Genomic DNA, 17211 nt, shown 5'->3' on the forward strand with positions numbered 1-17211 from the left:
GCTGATCCAGCGAACCCCACCAGGGCAATAGATCGGGCGGGCACCCTCCAGGTGCCCGCCCGATCTATTTGTCTTTGCTGCTTAGCCCAGATACCAGCCAGGCGGGGCCCATGATGCGGGGACACTGTGTGCGGAAAAGTCCTCGCAGCGCGTGCAGGTGTACGCCACTTCGCCCAGTTTCCGGACGGTGCCGTCCTGGCGGTGCTTGGGCGGCACGAAGGACTCGAGGTAGATGAACTCGTCTGTTCCGCACTTTTCGCAGTTGGGCTGGCCGACATATTCGGCGTCCACGGTCATGGAGTGGCGGGTATAGCGGGGGTTTGCGGCTGTGGTCACGGTGTACCTATCCCGAACAGGCGGGCGTCGTTGCCAAGCATGTTCGTTGTCGAAACCTGTGTGTTGACAGCCGCTGCATGACCGCAACATTCACAGCATAGGCCAGCTGCGAACCGTTATCAATCATTTTTCCGGGTGCAGCCCTGCCTCCAAACCCCGCTGTGGCGCCGGCTAACGCCCGCTGCAGCGCCAGCCGCAGCGCCCGCGGTGCCGCTAAACGGGCTTCTTCAGGGTCCGTCCCATGATGGCCTGGGTCAGGGCGTCGATGACCTCGGAGTTCGCCAACGGGTTCCTGATCAGCGTGAAATCGACATCCCCCACGGGCGGTAGCTCGAAGCGCCGGGTGATGATTTTCAGGTCCTCCGGCACCAGCGAGGACGGCATCACGGCCACCCCGATGCCGGCACGGACGGCCGCCAGGACCCCGCTGATCTGCTTGGTGGTGCACGTGATGCGCCACGTCCGGCCCACGGATTCGAGGGCGTCGATGGCAAGCTTGCGGCTCAGGCTGGGCGCCGGGTACGCGATCAGCGGCACGGGCTGGCCCGGCTCCAGTGCGGTCTGTTCGAGTCCCACCCAGGAAAAAGTGTCGTGCTGGACCACGGTGCCGTCCTTGGCTCCGGCCACCCACTTGACGAAGACGAGGTCCAGCTGGCCGGAATTCAGGCGCTTGTACAGCTGGTCGCTCTGGCCCACGGTGAGCTCGAGGTTGATCTGCGGGTAGATCTGCCGGAACTCACGCAGGATGCGCGGCAGCCCGGTAATGGCGAGGTCATCGGCGGTGCCGAAGCGCAGGCGACCGCGCATGGCCGAGCCGGAAAAATAGCGGGCGGCGGCATCGTGGGCCGCGAGGATGTTCCGTGCGAAGCCCGCCATGGCATCGCCGTTGTCCGTCAGCCTGACGTCCCTCGTGTCCCGGCTGATCAGCGTCCGCTTGGCGGCAGCCTCAAGCTTGCGCACGTGCTGGCTGACCGTCGGCTGGGCCAGGCCCAGGCGTTCTGCCGCCTTGGTGAAGCTCAGCGTTTCGGCGACGGCGAGGAACGAGCGGAGCTGGGCCGGTTCAAACATTCGTCCTCCTCGACCACCGGGCATCATTACGTTAAGCAATGATAGTTATAGGAGCAATAGTCTTCCACAATCGAAGGTGCGCGCCCTAGCGTTGAGGACATCCCCGCCGGCCCGCTCACCTGAGGAAACCCCTGTGACACCCCCACCGCCGCCACCGGCCACCGTCACCCAGCCCGTCGCCGTCGTCAGTGAACGTCTTCCGTGGCGCCACACCTTCATCTCACTCCGTGTTCCCAACTTCCGGCTCTTCGCCACGGGCCACTTCATTGCCGTGATCGCCATCTGGATGCAGCGAATCGCCCAGGACTGGCTGGTGCTCCAGCTCTCCGGTTCGGTCACCGCCGTGGGCTTCACGGTGGCGCTGCAGTTCCTGCCATCCCTCCTCCTCGGACCGTGGGGCGGAATGGTCGCGGACCGGTTCTCCAAGCGCAGGATCCTCATCATGTGCCAGAGCGCAGCGGCCGTCCTCGCCGCTGCCCTCGCCGCCCTCGCACTTACCGGGAGGATCGAGGTGTGGCACGTCTACGTCATCGCGCTGGTGCTCGGCCTGGTCACCGTGCTGGACCAGCCCGCCCGGCAGGTGTTCGTCCATGAGCTGGTGGGGCCGCGGTACCTGCGCAACGCCATCAGCGTGAACTCGACGACGTTCCAGCTGGGCGGGCTCATCGGTCCGGCGATCGCCGGGGTGCTGCTGACCGCCGTCGGCGCCGGCTGGGCCTTCGCCGCCAATGCCGCGGCGTGCTGCTCCACGGTGGCAATGCTCCTGCTGCTGCGCCGGGACGAACTGTTCGTCAGCGCGCCGGCACCCAAGTCCAAGGGCATGCTGCGCGAAGGGCTGCGGTACGCGCTGGGCAAGCCCACCATCTACTGGCCGTGGCTCATGGTGGGGTTCATCTCCGTGTTCGCCATGAGCCTGCCCGTGCTGCTGGCGGCTTTCGCGGACCGCGTGTACGGAATCGGCGCCGGCGGTTACGGCATGCTGAATGCCCTGGTGGCACTCGGGGCGCTGACCGGGGCGGTCGCCTCCACCCGGCGCCGGCAGCTCCGGCTGCGGTCAGTGGTCCTGGCGGCGGGTATGTACGGGCTGATGCTGTGCCTTTCGGCCGCCGTCCCCACCCTGCTGCTCTTCGGCGCCGCGCTGGTGCTGTCCGGGTTCTGGTGCCTGATGTTCCTTACCGCCTCCAACCAGCTTGTGCAGACCAGCTCCAACATGAGCATCCGCGGCCGCGTCATGAGCCTGTACATCATGGTGCTGATCGGCGGCCAGGCCCTCGGCGGACCGATGATCGGTTTCATTGCCGAGCACCTTGATCCGCACACGGGACTGCTGGTGGCAGGAGGGGTGCCGGCGCTCGCGGCGGCGACTGTCGCCGTCGTGCTTGCCCGCAAAGGTGGGCTGAGGCTGAAGGTGGACCTGCGGAACCGGCGGGGACCGCTGCGGGTGGTGCGCCGGGTGGCATGACGCCGCGGGCAGCGGATTCAAGGGTGGCTTGGAGCGGCTGACGGGAATCGAACCCGCGTATCAAGCTTGGGAAGCTAGCGCTCTACCATTGAGCTACAGCCGCAGTCGCACCGGAAACTGCCCGGGGCAGAACCTAGCTTAGCGCAGTTGTGCGGCGGCGCCGGCCATCTGGATCCCGAGTCCCCGCGCGTCGGGAAAGCCGGCCAAAAAGGCCTCCCGTAACTGTTCGGTAAAGGCCCGGGCGGTGCGCGGACGAGGGCCGGCGCGGGTGACTATCCTGAATCTCGTTAGCTGCAGTATGGGGAACGGGCTACGCAATACAGGCCCGACGTCGGAAAAGGATCCCCATGGCAGGTGCAGAACACGAGGTTCTCGTTGCGCGCGACGCCATGACGGTCTATTCATTCCTCCTGGACGGCGCGAATCTGCCCAGATGGCAGGCCGACGTCCGGAGCATAGGGCTCAGTTCGGGCAGCGCCGGCAGCGTGGGAGCGAGGTACCAGGTCACCATGGACGGGCCGCAGGGCCAGCCTGTGACGCGCAATTACGAGATCACCCAGGCGCGGCCCGGCGCCGAAATCCAGTTCCAGGTGGTGGCCGGTCCGTCACTCCTGCGCGGCGGTTTTTACCTCAGCACCGAGCGCGCCGGGACCCGGGTGCGGTTTGCACTGGAGGCCCCGGCACTCGGTTTCTGGAGCTTCCTCCGTCCGGCATACCGGCGCCAGCTCCGGGCGGCCGTGGGACAGCTGGCGAAGCTGCCCGGTGTTATCGAAGAGCGGACGACGGCGGACTGAGACTTCCGCTTTTATGCTAGAGCCTATTGGGCCAGCCGCTGGCCGGCCCACGGTCCGGGGACGGCCGACGGCGGTGACAGGACTCCGCCGTCAAGGTTCCAGTACTGCACGGGGCCCGCTTGCCCGGCGGTGCCGGTGCGCTGCAGAACCAGGCCGGCCGAGTAGGCGCCGGTGACGCCGCGCAGTGCGCGGACGGCTGTCACATCACCCCACCCGCTGGCGACCAGTGTCCGGGCTTCGGCTTTGGGCGACGGCCCTCCGGAACCCCGGTACAGCAGAACGTTTCCGTCGCTTTGGCGGGCCAGCAGGTCCTGGAAACCGTCGCCGTCGTAATCCGCCATGGCGAGACGCGTCGCGGAGACGCCCGAGGCGATGAGGGTGCGCTGGACCAGGTCTCCGGTGCCCCGGTTGGGGTAGAGCCAGAGGTTTGAGTCGGAGTCGAGGGCCAGCAGCTCGGGCAGGCGGTTGGTGGAGCACCAACCGCCCACTGCCAGCGTCAGTCCCGCCCAGCCGGACTGCCCGAGCGTGACCGGTGCCAGGAAGCCGCCCGTCAGCTGCCCGGGATAGAGGGTGAGACGGCCGTCGGACCATTGCGCCAGCACATCGAAGACGCCATCCCGGTCCCAGTCGGTAACGAAAACCTGCCGCGTGGGCGTGAAGCCGGAGCCGATGGTTTCGGGCGGTCCGAACTGTCCGGCGCCCAGTGCGGGCCGGTTGATGAGCTGCCCCGCTGCGTCGACCGAGACGATGTCCCCGGGGCTCCTGATGGCCGCTGTCGCGAGATCGAGAGTGGGCGGCATGTGCTTGACCAGGGGCTCGCACGCATCGGCCGGCTGTACGGGAACTGAGGTGCTGCCGCCCGGAGCGGCCGTGGTGCCGGCGGGGAGCGCCGAGTAGCCAAAGAAGTTCACGACGCCCCACATGGTGTAGCGGCTGGGGGTGGTTTGCCAGTTCCCGTCGGTGAAGGTGATGCCGATGCCGACCACGTTGAACCGGGGATCGGTGAGTATGGCGTTGTGGGCCGGCGAATTCTTCCACCATTCGACGAGCTGCGCGGCATCGCGGTCCCAGCGGACGGCAATGACCTCGCCTGCGCCGTTGTTCGGAGCCAGGGCGCGCGCGTCCGTCCAGAAATTCGCCCGGTGTTCAATGACCTCGCGGGAAGCGATGCTGTCCGACCATTCCTGCGCCATGCCGGCGACCGTCGCGTGGTACTTCACGGCTGGCAGGCCCAAGGACGCCCGATAGGTGTTGATGGCGTTGAAGACGGCGCCCACCTCGGCGGTGTTGCTGTCCGGCACCAGCGCCTGCGTCGTCAGCGGGCCCCTTGCGGCGCCGCCCGACTCCGTCCGGGCCGTGTATTGCGGTGTGGTGAAGGCATCCGCAGGGGCTGAGAGCGGCGGGATCGAAGCTGGTTCCGGCGGTCCCGCGGGCCCTGCGGGTTGGGAGGTCGGGGCCGGCGCGGGCGCGGGCTGTGGGGCGTGGCTTCGGGCGGCGGTTGGCTCCTGGGCGGCGGGTGCTGGGCCCGGCACGGCCGGAGTTGCAGCCGGCGTCGTCCCAGCCGGTGCTGCGGTGTCGGCCGGACCGGTGAGTGGAAGCCCGGGTGAGGGAACAACGGGGGCCGGACCGCCGTCGTCGGGCATGGCCGGGGACGCCGCAGAGGCGGCCGGCGGGGCAGCCGCGGTGCCCGGTCCGGCGTCAGTGGCGGCATCCGGTCCGGCGGTGGTGGTGCCCTGCCGGGAGGCAACGGCATCGGAAATGCCGGCGCGTGCCACTGTTGTGCTGCCACCCGTGGTTGGCTGGCCGCCTGCCGCGGGAGTCGCCAGCGCCAAGGCGCAGGCGAGTGCAACAGCGGCCTTGGCCGCAATCCTGTTCAAAATATCCCCAGCTCTATTTCTGACCGTGTGACGTGAGACCGCCGGCCTGATTGTTCACGCAACACTAGCGCCAGGGCAGGGGAGCGGCAATGGTATTTTTGACGGTGTGCTGATCTCTGACCGCGACATTCGTGCCGAAATTGATTCCGAACGGATCGTCCTCGATCCGTACGAAGCCGCGATGGTCCAGCCGTCCTCGGTGGATGTGCGGATTGACCGCTTTTTCCGGCTGTTCGACAACCACAAATACGCGCACATCGACCCCGCCGAAGAGCAGCCCGAGCTGACCCGGCTGGTGGAGGTGGAGGAGGGCGAAGCGTTCATCCTGCACCCCGGTGAATTCGTGCTCGGCTCCACTTACGAAACCGTCACGCTGCCGGACGACATCGCCGCGCGCCTCGAGGGCAAGTCCTCGCTAGGGCGCCTCGGCCTGCTGACGCACTCCACGGCCGGCTTCATCGATCCCGGTTTCTCGGGGCACGTCACGCTGGAACTTTCCAACATGGCCACGCTGCCCATCAAGCTCTGGCCGGGCATGAAGATCGGCCAGCTCTGCTTCTTCCGGCTGACCTCCGCCGCGGAGTTCCCCTACGGATCCGGCGAGTACGGCAACCGCTACCAGGGCCAGCGCGGACCCACCGCAAGCCGCAGCCACCTGAACTTCCACCGGACCGACATCTAGCGCGGCCTTCCTCGGGCCGGCCTTCCAGCGCCCAGGTCACGCGCCTAGAGGTGAGATCCCTTGGCTTGGGCGCTTCGTAAACGCCGACATCTCACCTCTCGATGGGCGGAGTAAGAAGACCCGGAACCAGCTCAGGCCGGGACAGGTTCCGGCCGCGCCGGGCGGGAGAATTTCTTGACGAGGGGTTCGACGTAGCGGGCAGCCAGCGGGCCGAGAACCGCCATAATCAGGACGTACGCCGTGGCCAGGGCGGCGAGCTCGTTCGTGACCGCCCCGGATGTCACGGCGAGGCCGGCGATGACAATGGAGAACTCGCCCCGGGCTATGAGCGCGGCTCCTGCGCGGAAGCGTCCCGGACGCGCTATGCCTGCACGCTTGGCGGCCCAGGCTCCGGTGATGATCTTGGTGACGGCGGTGAGCACCGCGAGTAAAAGCGCCCACGCCAGCACCGGCGGAATGGAGGTGGGGTCGGTGTTGAGCCCGAAAGCCACGAAGAAGATGGCGGCAAACAGGTCCCGCAGAGGCTCCAGGATCCGCGTCGCACTGTGGGCCGTGGCGCCGGAGATCGCGATGCCGAGCATGAAGGCGCCCACCGCGGCGGACACCTGCAGCGCCGCCGCCACGCCCGATACCAGCAGGGCGGCCCCCAGCAGGTTCAGCAGGAAAACCTCCGAATTTTCACTGTGCACGGCCTTGGAGACGTGGTGCCCGTGCCGCAGGGCCACCAGCAGCACCACGGTGACGACCGCCAGCGAAACGCCCACGGTCTGCAGGCCGCCCAGGAAGCTGATCCCGGCCAGCGTGGCGGTGAGGATCGGCAGGTAGATCGCCATGGCCAGGTCCTCGAAGACCAGGATGGAGAGGACCACGGGCGTCTCGCGGTTACCGATACGGCCAAGGTCTGTGATGACCTTGGCCGCGATGCCCGACGACGATATATACGTGACGCCGCCCATAACCATGGCGCCCACAACTCCCCAGCCGAGGAGCGCAGCCAGGGCAGCGCCGGGAACGAAGTTCAGGACGAAGTCGAGGATGCCCGCTTTCCACGATCTGCGCAGGCCGGTTACGAGTTCCGTCGCCGTATATTCCAGACCGAGCATCAGCAGGAGCAGGATGACGCCGATCTCACCAGAGAGGTGGGAAAACTCCTTCATGCCGCTGAGCTCCACCACGCCGCCGGCCCCGAAGCATAGTCCGCCCACCAAGTACAGCGGGATGGGGGACATCCCGATCCGCCCCGCGAGCCTCGCCAACAGACCGAGGCAGAACACGACTGCCCCCAATTCGATGAGGAACAGGGCCACGCGGTCCATGCGGGTCAGCCGTTGCGCAGGATGTCGGCCGCGGCGTCCAATCCTTCTTGGGTGCCCACGGCGACCAGCAGGTCACCGGGGTGAAGGAGGACGTCGGGGCCGGGCGAAGGAACCACCTCGCCTTCACGCATGATCGCCACAATTGAAACGCCGCACCTGGTGCGGATGCGGGCTTTGCCCATGGGCTGGTTCTGGAACGGGGAGTCCGCGGCAATGGAGAACTGCCGGGTGGCGATGCCGGGAATCTCCCGATGGGCCTCGGTCAGCGTCATGGCAAGGTGCTGGCCTCCCAGCAGATTTCCCAGGCATGCGGCCTCCTCGCTGGTCAGCGGAATCGAGGCCTGGCATGTGTCCGGATCATCCCAGGTGGAAACGAACAGCTCGGTCTGGCCCTCGCGCAGCTCCACCACCCCGATCCGCCGGCCGGATGCGGTCATGAAGTCCTTGCGCCTGCCCAGGCCCGGGAGGTCTGTCTCTTCCATGTACATAACATCAGCCTAGTCCGCGAACCTGCGATTTCGATTGAAACCGTGGGCCCTGCGGGGGCTTAAATGTCGGTTCGCGCCAGGTCCGGGGCCCCAAGTGTACGTTCGCGCCCAGAGCCGGGTCAGGACTGCGGGACGACCGCGATCTCGGCTTCGCTCGGGGCCTTGACCGGCAGGAGGACCAGCAGCCCCGCGAGCAGCACCACCATGATGCCGAGGATGCCCCAGCGCTGCGCTTCCCCTGGGGCCACCAGGGGAGTGGCAAGAGTGATGCACAGGGTGAACAGGGCGGGTGCGAGGAAGCTGACGGCCCGGCCGGTGGTCGCGTACAGGCCGAAGAGCTCACCGGATTCGCCCTGCGGGGCCAGCCGGGCGAGGTAGGCGCGGGAGGAGGACTGGGCGGGGCCGACGAACAGGCAGAGGAACAGGCCGAAAACCCAGAACGTCGTGGAACCCGACCAGGGCACACCGAAGAACGTGTGGTTGTCGTTGCCGAGCACCAGGATCACCGTTCCGGCGACCAGCAGGCCGGTGAGGGAGCCGATGATCACGGCCTTGGGGCCCACCCTGTCGTCCAGGAAGCCACCGATGATCGCGCCGACGGCCGCCACGATGTTGCCGAAGATGGCGAAGAAGATGACCTGCGGCAGGGCGAAGCCGAAGGTGCCGGCCGCGATGATCCCGCCGAAGGTGAAGACCGCCGCGAGCCCGTCACGGAAGATGGCGCTCGCCAGCAGGAAGAAGATGGTGTGCGGGCTGGTCCGGTAGATCGCCTTGATCCTGCGCGCCAGCAGGCCGTACGACGCCAGGAAGCCGAGGCTCGCCGCCCGCTTCGGCTTGGGCAGTTCCGGGACCGCGAACATCACCGGCATCGCGAAGATGAAGAACCACAGGGCGGAGAACACCGCCACCAGGCGGATATTCAGGCTGTCCTGGGTGGAGGCGCCGAACCAATCGAAGCGCGGCTGCACGAAAAGTTGGAGCACGATGAGCAGCGCCACGATGCCGCCGAGGTAGCCCATGCCCCAGCCGAACCCGCTGACCTTGCCGATGTTCCGCGGCGTCGAGATCTGCGCCAGCATGGCGTTGTAGTTGACGCCCGCGAACTCGAAGAACACATTGGCCAAGGCGATCAGGGACACTCCCAGGAGGAGGAACTCTGGCCGCGGAAACACGAAGAAGCACAGTGCGGTCAGGACGGCGACGGCGGCCGTGTTCACTCCCAGCCAGAGCTTGCGGCGGCCCCCGTTGTCCGACCGCTGGCCCGTGACGGGCGCCAGCAGCGCGATGGCCGCCCCCGCGATGGCCAGCGCTCCGCCGAGCACAGCTGAGGCCCGGTCTTCGCCGCCGAACGCCTGGGAGGTCAGGTAGACGGTGAAGACGAACGTCGTCATGACCGCGTTGAACGCCGCCGACCCCCAGTCCCACGCCGCCCAGGCCAGGACCCGGCCCTTGCCGGACGCCCCGGGACCTGCTTCAAGTTCCGACGACGGCTGCGTTGCCTCGGATGCGGCTGCGGAGTTCATACGCCGATGCTATCCGCCCATGGCGAACAGGGAATGGAAACTCTCCCGCAGGCTCGCGAAAGTTGCCCTGGCCGCGCCAGCGCGGGGAAAACTGTCGGTTTCCCCTTGATAAACTGTCCGGACCGAACCCAACGAATGACCGCCTGCTCCAACTTTTGATAACCGAATTCTGACTTTGCGGAGATACCAGTGATCACAGTCCTTGCCGTGCACTTCGCGGTGGCCGCTGTGGCGCCGTTCGTCTTCCGGAAGTTCGGCCGCAACTCGTTCTATGCGCTGGCCGCGGTGCCCGCCGGTTCATTCGTCTGGCTTCTGTTCCAGCACACCGCCGTCTACGGCACCGAAGCGCCGGCAACGACAGGAGCCTCCGCGCGGGCCGGCACCCCCGCCGAAACCTTCTCTTGGATTCCAAGCCTGGGCCTCGAATTCGCCTTCCGCATGGACGCCCTGGCATGGGTCATGTCGCTGCTGGTCCTGGGCGTCGGCGCCCTGGTGCTGGTCTACTGCGCACGTTACTTCAAGGACAAGGACAGCTACCTCGGCGGGTTCGGTGCGCAGCTGCTGGCCTTCGCCGGGGCGATGTTCGGGCTGGTCACGGCGGATGACCTGCTGATGATGTTCATCTTCTGGGAACTCACCACCGTCCTGTCCTACCTCCTGATCGGCTACGCCCGGACAAGGCTGGCTGCCCGCCGCTCCGCGCTGCAGGCCCTCATGGTCACCACCGCCGGCGGCCTGGCCATGCTCGTCGGCCTGGTCATGCTCGGCACCACAGCCGGCACCTACCGGATTTCTGGCATCCTCGAACAGGCGCCGCAGCTGGTCTCCGGACCGGCAGCGGGAGCCGTGGGCGCTGCCGTCGTCCTCATCCTGACCGGTGCGGTGACCAAATCCGCGCTGGTCCCCTTCCACTTCTGGCTTCCGGGCGCCATGGCCGCACCGACTCCCGTGAGCGCGTACCTGCACGCCGCAGCGATGGTGAAGGCCGGCGTGTACATCGTGGCGCGCCTCGCCCCCGGCTTCACCGACACCGCCTACTGGCTGCCGGTGGTCCTCGGGCTAGGGTTGGCCACCATGCTGGTGGGCGGCTACCGGGCACTGCGCCAGACGGACATCAAGCTCATCCTGGCCTACGGCACCGTGAGCCAGCTGGGGTTCATCACCATGGTGGTGGGTCTCGGCAAGCCCGACGCCGCGCTCGCCGGCCTGGCCATGCTGCTGGCGCACGGACTCTTCAAAGCCACACTCTTCCTTGTGGTGGGCATCATCGACCACCAGTCCGGCACGCGCGACATCCGCAAGCTCTCGGGCGTGTTCCGCTCCTCCCGGGCCCTCGGCGTCGTGGCCGGCGTCGGCGCCGCCTCCATGGCCGGCATCCCGCTGCTGGGCGGCTTCGTGGCCAAGGAGTCGGTGCTCGAGGCGTTCGTGCACTTCGCCGCCGCGCCCGGCTACGGCCCATGGGGCACGGTGGTCCTCGGCGGCGTGGTGCTTGGCTCCGTGCTGACCTTCGCCTACAGCGCCCGCTTCATGTGGGGCGCCTTTGCCGTGAAGCCGGGCGTTGAGCGCACCCCGTTCAAGGCCATCCGCCCCTCCTTCCTGGCGGCCCCCGCCATCCTGAGCGTCCTCACCATCGCTTACGGCCTGTGGCCGGTTCCGGTGGATGCGTGGATCCAGCCCTACGCGGCACTGTTCACCGGGGGAACGCACGACGCCGCTACTGCGGCAGGTGCCGCAGGGCACCTCGCGCTGTGGCATGGGCTGACCCCTGCCCTGGGTCTGACCGCCATCACCTTCGCAGCCGGCGCGGCAATGTTCTACGGACGGGCGGTCGTGGACCGGATCCAGAGCGCCGTTCCGCCCTGGTTCGACGCCGACCGCGGCTACCAGCTGACCATAGGCGCGCTGGACGATGTCGCCGTGTGGATCACCGGACGCACGCAGCGTGGTTCGCTGTATTTCTACCTGGCCGTGATCCTCAGTGTGGCCTTCGCCCTGCCCCTATCGGCCCTGATTGCGGCGAACAAGCCCCTTCCCGAGGGGCTGTATTTCGTCGACCCCAACTCGCCGCTACAGCTGGTGGCGGGAGCCGGGATCGTGATCGGGGCACTCGCCGCCGTCCGGGCCAACAAGCGCTTCCTTGCCGTGCTCATGGTTTCCGTCACCGGCTACGGCATCGCGCTGATGTTCGCGCTGCAGGGCGCCCCTGACCTGGCCCTGACGCAGATGCTCGTGGAGACCATCATCCTGGTGGCGTTCGTGCTTGCCATGCGCAGCCTCCCGGCGGAGCTGCGGGACCGCACCCGGGGCAAGTACCGGCTGGTCCGCGTGATCATCGGCCTGTCCTTCGGCGCAACCATGGTCTTCGCCGCCATCCACGCCATGGGCGCCCGCATCGCCACGCCCGTTTCCCTCGAGTTCCCCAAGCTGGCCTACGAGGGCGGCGGCGGGCTCAACATCGTCAACGTCACCCTCGTGGACATCCGCGCCTGGGACACCTTCGGTGAGATCTCCGTGCTGGCCCTGGCCGCCACCGGCGTGGCAAGCCTCATCTTTGTCCGTGGCCGCGGGGACCGGCTGCGCACGGCGTCCGCGGTGGCTGAAGGGACCGTGGGCCGCCGGCACGGCGTGGACAAATCCTCGCGGGACGGCGCCGCCCTGGCCTTGACCCGGAAGTTCGCCTCGGCCACGCGGGACCCGTGGCTCGTTGCCGGACGCACGCTGGCACCGGAGCGCCGCTCCATCATCTTCGAGGTGGTCACCAGGCTGATCTTCCACTCGATGATCATCTTCTCGCTGTACCTGCTGCTGGCCGGGCACAACCTCCCGGGCGGCGGCTTTGCCGGCGGCCTCATGGCCGGACTGGCCCTCACCCTGCGCTACCTTGCAGGCGGCCGCTTCGAACTGCGGGAAGCCACCCCCATCAGCGCCGGCACGCTGCTCGGAATCGGCCTGGCCACGGCCGCGTTGTCCGGCGCCGCGCCCGTTTTCTTGGGCGGCCAGGTGTTCCAGAGCGCCATCATCGAATTCTGGCTGCCGGTCTTTGGCGACATCAAGTTCGTCACCTCCACCATCTTCGACACCGGCGTCTACATCGTCGTCGTCGGCCTGGTGCTGGACGTGCTCCGCAGCCTTGGCGCCGAGATCGACGAGCACTTTGAAGAGCGTCCCCTGCATCTGGACGCGCAGGAGGGCGACGAGGGCAGCGAAGAGGTGCCCGGCGGCGTCCCGGCCGGATCGATCCGAGGCGGCACTTCATGACCGTTAACCTGACCCTGCTGACCGTCATGGGCGCCCTCTACGCCTGCGGCATCTACCTGATCCTGGAACGCAGCCTCACGCGCGTGCTGCTGGGGCTGATGCTGCTGGCCAACGCCACCAACCTGCTGATCCTTGCCACCGGCGGCTACGCCGGGCTGGCCCCCTTCTTCAGCAAGGCCACGGACCCAGGGGCCTACAACGACCCCCTGCCGCAGGCACTGATCCTGACGTCCATCGTCATTTCCTTCGCGGTCACCGCGTTCATGCTGGGCATCATCTACCGAACCTGGGTGCTTGCCCGCCAGGACGACATCCAGGACGACATCGAGGACCGCCGCGTGGCCGAAACACCCAGCTTCGACGCGGAGGACGACGCCGTCATCCCCGTGGAAACCTCCGAATTCCCGTTGCCCATGCGCGGACCGGACGGCTCCGCCGCGCCGGAGCCGGCGGCGACAGTCGAGGCAGGCGGGCGGACCCTCCTGGCCGAGCACGCGGCGCTGGAGGAGAAACCGGGATCCGCCAACGTCACCCCTGCCACAAACCCGGATGGAGGGGCGAAGTGAACCTCGCAAGCCTCGCCCCGCTCGCCGTCGTACTTCCCATCCTGGGGGCGGCGCTGACGTTCGTGCTTATCCGGCACTCCCGCGCGCAGCGCGCGGTAAGCATCGGCCTGCTCTCGCTCACCCTGCTGCTGGAGTGCCTCCTGCTGGCGTCCGTCTGGAACGGCGGCACGGCGGCGGTGAACATCGGCGGCTGGGTGCCGCCGTGGGGAATCGTCCTGGTAGTGGACCAGTTCTCCTCCCTCATGCTCGTGGTGTCCTCCGCGGTGAGCCTGGCCGTCCTCGTGTATGCCACCGGCCAGGGCATGGCCGACGGCGACCAGGACGCCCCGGTTTCGATCTTCCACCCCACCTACCTGATCCTCGTGGCCGGGGTCTCCAATGCGTTCCTCTCCGGGGACCTGTTCAACCTCTACGTCGGCTTCGAGATCCTGCTGACGGCAAGCTATGTGCTGATGACCCTCGGCGGCACAGGCCCGCGCATCCGTGCGGGGGTCACCTACGTGGTGGTCTCGGTGGTCTCCTCGGTGCTGTTCCTGATTGCCATCGCGATGGTCTACGGCGCAACCGGCACCATCAACATGGCGGACCTGGCCATCAAGCTGTCCGAACTGGACCAGGGAACCAAGACGCTCCTGCACGTCATGCTGCTGGTTGCCTTCGGCATCAAGGCCGCCGTCTTCCCCCTGTCCTTCTGGCTTCCGGACTCCTACCCCACCGCGCCGGCCCCGGTCACTGCCGTGTTCGCCGGCCTGCTGACCAAAGTGGGCGTCTACGCCATGGTCCGCACGGAAACCCTGCTGTTCCCCGGCGACAGCCTCAACACGCCGCTGATGGTGGTGGCGCTGCTGACCATGGTCGTCGGCATCCTGGGTGCCCTCGCCCAGAGCGACATCAAGCGTCTGCTGTCCTTCACCCTGGTCAGCCACATCGGCTACATGGTGTTCGGCCTGGCGATGTCCTCCGTGGCAGGCCTCGCCGCTGCCGTGTTCTACGTGGCCCACCACATCACCATCCAGACCAGCCTCTTCCTGGTCACCGGACTGATCGAGCGCCGCGGCGGCAGCTCCTCGGTGGACCGGCTCGCCGGGCTGGCCAAACTGTCCCCACTGCTGGCCCTGCTGTTCTTCGTGCCCGCCATGAACCTGGCCGGCATCCCGCCGTTCTCGGGTTTCCTCGGCAAGCTCGGCCTGATCCAGGCCGGCATCGGGCTGGGAACCCCGCTGGCCTACGCCCTGGTGATCGGCGGCGTGCTGACAAGCCTCCTGACCCTCCTGGCCGTCGCCCGGGTATGGAACCGTGCCTTCTGGCGCAAGGCCGAGGATGCTGAGCACCCCGACCCGGTACTCCTGGCGGTCCCCGTCCCGGAAAAGGGCACGACGGCGGTGCGCCTCCTGCCCCGGACCATGGTCGGGTCCACGCTGGGCCTGGTGGTGCTGGGCGTGGCGCTCACCGTCTTCGCCGGACCTCTTTTCCAGGTGGCGGACCAGTCCGCCGCGGCCATGCTGGACAGGTCCGCTTACATCCAGGCGGTGCTCGGTGACGCCGCGCCCGTTCCGGCCCTGGCGCTGAACGGAGGCGGAAAGTGAGCCGGAAAAGGGTGTCCCTGCGGCAGGAACTGCCGCTGCTGGTCTGGCTGGTCATCGTCTGGGGAGCACTCTGGCAGGACTTCAGCCCCGGCAACCTGCTCTTCGGCGCCCTGCTCGCGGTTGCGGTGGCGCGCCTGTTCTACCTGCCGCCGGTGGAGCTGAGCGGCCGGTTCAACGTGCTGCGGGCCGTTCCGTTCGCGGCGGTGTTCCTCGGCAGGGTGGTGGCCGCCAGCTGCCAGGTGTTCTACCTTGCGGTGGCCCAGGGGCCCAAGGTGACCAACGCCGTCGTCGCTGTTCCGTTGCGCAGCCATTCGGACCTGATGGTGACGGCGACCGGCCACGTGATCTCCCTGATCCCGGGGTCACTGGTTGTGGAGATGGACAGATCCACCTCCACGCTCTACATCCACGGACTGAACGTCCGCAACGGCGAGGATGTCCTCAAGCTGCGCAAGGAAGTCCGGGACACCGAAGCGGGGCTCATCAGGATCATGGGAACCAAGGAAGAGCTTGCCGCCCTGAACCAGGAGGTTGGCGCATGATGGAGCTGGTCCTCACCGTCACGGCTGTGGCGCTGGCCCTCGCCGCCGCGGGCGCGATCATCCGGATCGCCCGCGGCCCCTCGCTGCTGGACCGGGTCCTCGCCGCGGATGTGCTGCTGGCCATCCTCGGGGCGGCGCTGTGCATCGACATGGCCGTGAACCGGCACCTGAACAACCTGATGCTGGTGGTGGCGGTGTCCGTCATCGGGTTCATCGGCTCGGTCACGGTGGCCCGCTTCGTGGCCGACAGGCGGGAGCAGCCCAATGAGTCCTGAACCGAGTGCCGTGGATACCGTGATCGATGCTGTATCGGCCGTGTTCATGGTGGCGGGCGCGCTGATGTCCCTCGCCGCCGCCATCGGCCTGATCCGCTTCCCGGACTTGATGAGCCGCATGCACGCCGCCACCAAGCCGCAGGTGCTCGGGCTGTTCCTGCTGCTGGCGGCGGTGGGGCTGCAGCTGCGCACCTGGTGGGTGTGGCCGGTGCTGGTCGTGGCCTGGATCTTCCAGCTGCTCACCGCGCCGGTCTCGGCCCATATGGTGGGCCGCGCCGGCTACCGCACCAAACACCTCCACAAGGAGCTGCTCAGCACCGATGAGCTGGAGGCTGTGGTGCTGAAGGCCGCCAAGGCGGCCCGTGCATCGGAAGAGGACGACGGCGGCAACCGCACCTCTGGTTGAACCGGTAACCGTACAGCCGGTTTGAGCCCGTAGAACCGGGACGCCAGCACTGCCCGGTGCTCGGGCCGTGCGCCGCTAGACGATGTCCTGGGTCTTGGCGAAGCGGGTGATGGCCCGCTGGGTGCCGCGGTTGGCCAGCACCTGGATCACTGCGCTTACCGAGGCGGAGACGAGCGCGAACGTCAGGGCCGTGCGCAGCGTGGTGGGGACGTCGTCCTTGTCGCCTTTGGGGGGCTTTCTCCCGGTGACCTTTTCCCAGATGGTATCGACGGCCTTGGTGCCGGCGAAGCCTGCCAGCAGGCTGACGCCGGTGCCAAGCAGCTTGATGAAGAAACTCATTCCGGAACTCCTCGCGTGATGAACACTGGTCTTTCCCTAGCCTATCGGCATGGACCGGTGGATTTCCCGCAACGCCTGCACCACGAGGTCGTGGTCCGCCTTCTGCGGCAGCCCGGACACCGTGACCACGGCCACCGCGCCGACATCCCGGACATAGATGGGGAAGGCTCCGCCGTGGGCGGCATAGGCGGACTGGTCGAACCAGGCGTTGTCCTCGATCCGGCCCCCGCCCACCCTGCCGCGCAGGCCAACCAGCAGCGAGGGCTCCTCGTAGCGCACGGCAGTCCGCTGCTTGGCCCGCACCCAGCCCTCGTTGTCCGGGGTGGCGCCCTCAAGGGCAACGTGGAAGAGGACCTGTTCGCCCTTGGTGATGTCGATGGCGATGGGCAGATTGTCCTCCTTACCGCGTTCCACCAGTTCCAGGCCAAGCGCCAGGGCATCGTCCTTGCTGAACCTCGGGAACTGCAGTTCGGCGATTTCACCCTCGATCTGACCGATCAGGGCTTCCAGGGATCCCGCGGGCTGGTCCTCGGCGGAATCGGGGTCAAAGGCGGGCAGGGCAGCGCTGCCGGAGTCCTGTTGCGTCATGGCCACCAATGTACTCCGGACCGCCGTCCCGGCAGCGCAGGATGACTTCCGGATTGTGACGGCACCCCGCGTTCCCGGGGCCGCCGAGGTGTAAACTGGACCCGC

Annotated in this window: 17 protein-coding genes and 1 tRNA gene; 9 read left to right on the forward strand and 9 right to left on the reverse strand. The window is 67.5% G+C overall.

Translation table 11 applies throughout. The annotated features are described in order from the left end of the window. Positions 1 to 81: 81 nt before the first annotated feature. Both AC5RWD_RS05705 and AC5RWD_RS05710 read right to left on the reverse strand, forming a co-directional pair. A complete protein-coding gene (locus tag AC5RWD_RS05705; RefSeq protein ID WP_307031559.1) occupies positions 82 to 336 on the reverse strand; it encodes a hypothetical protein in 255 nt (84 codons plus the stop codon). Positions 337 to 549: 213 nt separating this feature from the next. Continuing rightward, positions 550 to 1404, reverse strand: coding sequence for a LysR family transcriptional regulator (locus tag AC5RWD_RS05710; protein WP_494019086.1), 855 nt, complete (start codon positions 1402 to 1404; stop codon positions 550 to 552). Between the two features lie 133 nt (positions 1405 to 1537). Between AC5RWD_RS05710 and AC5RWD_RS05715 the strand changes: the two genes are divergently transcribed. After that, the gene (locus AC5RWD_RS05715; protein WP_494019087.1) at positions 1538 to 2866 is read left to right on the forward strand and encodes an MFS transporter; all 1329 of its coding nucleotides are present in this window, start codon (positions 1538 to 1540) and stop codon (positions 2864 to 2866) included. 29 nt (positions 2867 to 2895) lie between these two features. On the opposite strand, the gene AC5RWD_RS05720 is transcribed toward AC5RWD_RS05715, so the two are convergent. Continuing rightward, a tRNA-Gly gene (locus tag AC5RWD_RS05720) sits at positions 2896 to 2969 on the reverse strand. Between the two features lie 244 nt (positions 2970 to 3213). Between AC5RWD_RS05720 and AC5RWD_RS05725 the strand changes: the two genes are divergently transcribed. Beyond that, a complete protein-coding gene (locus AC5RWD_RS05725) occupies positions 3214 to 3660 on the forward strand; it encodes an SRPBCC family protein (protein WP_494019088.1) in 447 nt (148 codons plus the stop codon). A 23-nt stretch (positions 3661 to 3683) separates the two neighbouring features. Here the strand turns inward: AC5RWD_RS05725 and AC5RWD_RS05730 are convergent, their stop codons facing one another. Further along, on the reverse strand, positions 3684 to 5537 hold the full coding sequence (locus AC5RWD_RS05730) for a CAP domain-containing protein (RefSeq protein WP_494019089.1): 1854 nt from the start codon (positions 5535 to 5537) through the stop codon (positions 3684 to 3686). 106 nt (positions 5538 to 5643) lie between these two features. Here AC5RWD_RS05730 and dcd point away from each other — a divergent pair, with 106 nt between their 5' ends. After that, positions 5644 to 6219: a dCTP deaminase gene (gene dcd / locus AC5RWD_RS05735; RefSeq protein ID WP_494019090.1), complete on the forward strand. Its 576-nt coding sequence runs from the start codon at positions 5644 to 5646 to the stop codon at positions 6217 to 6219. A 131-nt stretch (positions 6220 to 6350) separates the two neighbouring features. On the opposite strand, the gene AC5RWD_RS05740 is transcribed toward dcd, so the two are convergent. From AC5RWD_RS05740 to AC5RWD_RS05750, 3 genes are all read right to left on the reverse strand, one after another. After that, positions 6351 to 7535, reverse strand: a complete 1185-nt coding sequence (locus AC5RWD_RS05740) for a cation:proton antiporter (RefSeq protein ID WP_494019091.1) — start codon at positions 7533 to 7535, stop codon at positions 6351 to 6353. A gap of 5 nt (positions 7536 to 7540) precedes the next feature. Next, a complete protein-coding gene (locus AC5RWD_RS05745; protein WP_494019092.1) occupies positions 7541 to 8023 on the reverse strand; it encodes a cation:proton antiporter regulatory subunit in 483 nt (160 codons plus the stop codon). Positions 8024 to 8142: 119 nt separating this feature from the next. Continuing rightward, positions 8143 to 9546, reverse strand: coding sequence for an MFS transporter (locus AC5RWD_RS05750; RefSeq protein ID WP_494019093.1), 1404 nt, complete (start codon positions 9544 to 9546; stop codon positions 8143 to 8145). 189 nt (positions 9547 to 9735) lie between these two features. Here AC5RWD_RS05750 and AC5RWD_RS05755 point away from each other — a divergent pair, with 189 nt between their 5' ends. Genes AC5RWD_RS05755 through mnhG form a run of 6 tightly spaced genes read left to right on the forward strand, consistent with a single transcriptional unit; the run spans position 9736 to position 16179 of the window. Next, positions 9736 to 12804, forward strand: a complete 3069-nt coding sequence (locus tag AC5RWD_RS05755) for a Na+/H+ antiporter subunit A (RefSeq protein ID WP_494019094.1) — start codon at positions 9736 to 9738, stop codon at positions 12802 to 12804. Next, positions 12801 to 13370 (forward strand): Na(+)/H(+) antiporter subunit C, encoded by a 570-nt coding sequence (locus tag AC5RWD_RS05760; RefSeq protein ID WP_494019095.1) that lies wholly within the window; start codon positions 12801 to 12803, stop codon positions 13368 to 13370. The genes AC5RWD_RS05755 and AC5RWD_RS05760 overlap by 4 nt, the downstream gene beginning before the upstream one ends. Then, positions 13367 to 14956, forward strand: a complete 1590-nt coding sequence (locus AC5RWD_RS05765) for a Na+/H+ antiporter subunit D (RefSeq protein ID WP_494019096.1) — start codon at positions 13367 to 13369, stop codon at positions 14954 to 14956. The genes AC5RWD_RS05760 and AC5RWD_RS05765 overlap by 4 nt, the downstream gene beginning before the upstream one ends. Further along, entirely contained in the window at positions 14953 to 15498 is a 546-nt protein-coding gene (locus AC5RWD_RS05770) for a Na+/H+ antiporter subunit E (protein ID WP_494019097.1), read from the forward strand. Before AC5RWD_RS05765 ends, AC5RWD_RS05770 begins: the two co-directional genes overlap by 4 nt. Then, positions 15495 to 15773: an MrpF/PhaF family protein gene (locus tag AC5RWD_RS05775; RefSeq protein WP_314194345.1), complete on the forward strand. Its 279-nt coding sequence runs from the start codon at positions 15495 to 15497 to the stop codon at positions 15771 to 15773. Before AC5RWD_RS05770 ends, AC5RWD_RS05775 begins: the two co-directional genes overlap by 4 nt. Beyond that, positions 15763 to 16179, forward strand: a complete 417-nt coding sequence (gene mnhG / locus AC5RWD_RS05780) for a monovalent cation/H(+) antiporter subunit G (RefSeq protein WP_494019098.1) — start codon at positions 15763 to 15765, stop codon at positions 16177 to 16179. The genes AC5RWD_RS05775 and mnhG overlap by 11 nt, the downstream gene beginning before the upstream one ends. Positions 16180 to 16254: 75 nt before the next feature. On the opposite strand, the gene AC5RWD_RS05785 is transcribed toward mnhG, so the two are convergent. Continuing rightward, positions 16255 to 16518, reverse strand: a complete 264-nt coding sequence (locus AC5RWD_RS05785) for a DUF4235 domain-containing protein (RefSeq protein WP_494019099.1) — start codon at positions 16516 to 16518, stop codon at positions 16255 to 16257. A 36-nt stretch (positions 16519 to 16554) separates the two neighbouring features. Beyond that, positions 16555 to 17106, reverse strand: a complete 552-nt coding sequence (locus AC5RWD_RS05790; RefSeq protein WP_494019100.1) for a heme-degrading domain-containing protein — start codon at positions 17104 to 17106, stop codon at positions 16555 to 16557. Between the last annotated feature and the right edge of the window lie 105 nt (positions 17107 to 17211).

The organism is Arthrobacter sp. CMU6, from assembly GCF_059090205.1.

Coding starts and splice junctions, on each gene's coding strand:
- AC5RWD_RS05710 (WP_494019086.1), bottom strand. CDS start 1,404: ATGTTTGAACCGGCCCAGCTCCGCTCGTTCCTCGCCGTCGCCGAAACG.
- AC5RWD_RS05725 (WP_494019088.1), top strand. CDS start 3,214: ATGGCAGGTGCAGAACACGAGGTTCTCGTTGCGCGCGACGCCATGACG.
- AC5RWD_RS05740 (WP_494019091.1), bottom strand. CDS start 7,535: ATGGACCGCGTGGCCCTGTTCCTCATCGAATTGGGGGCAGTCGTGTTC.
- AC5RWD_RS05745 (WP_494019092.1), bottom strand. CDS start 8,023: ATGTACATGGAAGAGACAGACCTCCCGGGCCTGGGCAGGCGCAAGGAC.
- AC5RWD_RS05750 (WP_494019093.1), bottom strand. CDS start 9,546: ATGAACTCCGCAGCCGCATCCGAGGCAACGCAGCCGTCGTCGGAACTT.
- AC5RWD_RS05760 (WP_494019095.1), top strand. CDS start 12,801: ATGACCGTTAACCTGACCCTGCTGACCGTCATGGGCGCCCTCTACGCC.
- AC5RWD_RS05775 (WP_314194345.1), top strand. CDS start 15,495: ATGATGGAGCTGGTCCTCACCGTCACGGCTGTGGCGCTGGCCCTCGCC.
- mnhG (WP_494019098.1), top strand. CDS start 15,763: ATGAGTCCTGAACCGAGTGCCGTGGATACCGTGATCGATGCTGTATCG.
- AC5RWD_RS05785 (WP_494019099.1), bottom strand. CDS start 16,518: ATGAGTTTCTTCATCAAGCTGCTTGGCACCGGCGTCAGCCTGCTGGCA.
- AC5RWD_RS05790 (WP_494019100.1), bottom strand. CDS start 17,106: ATGACGCAACAGGACTCCGGCAGCGCTGCCCTGCCCGCCTTTGACCCC.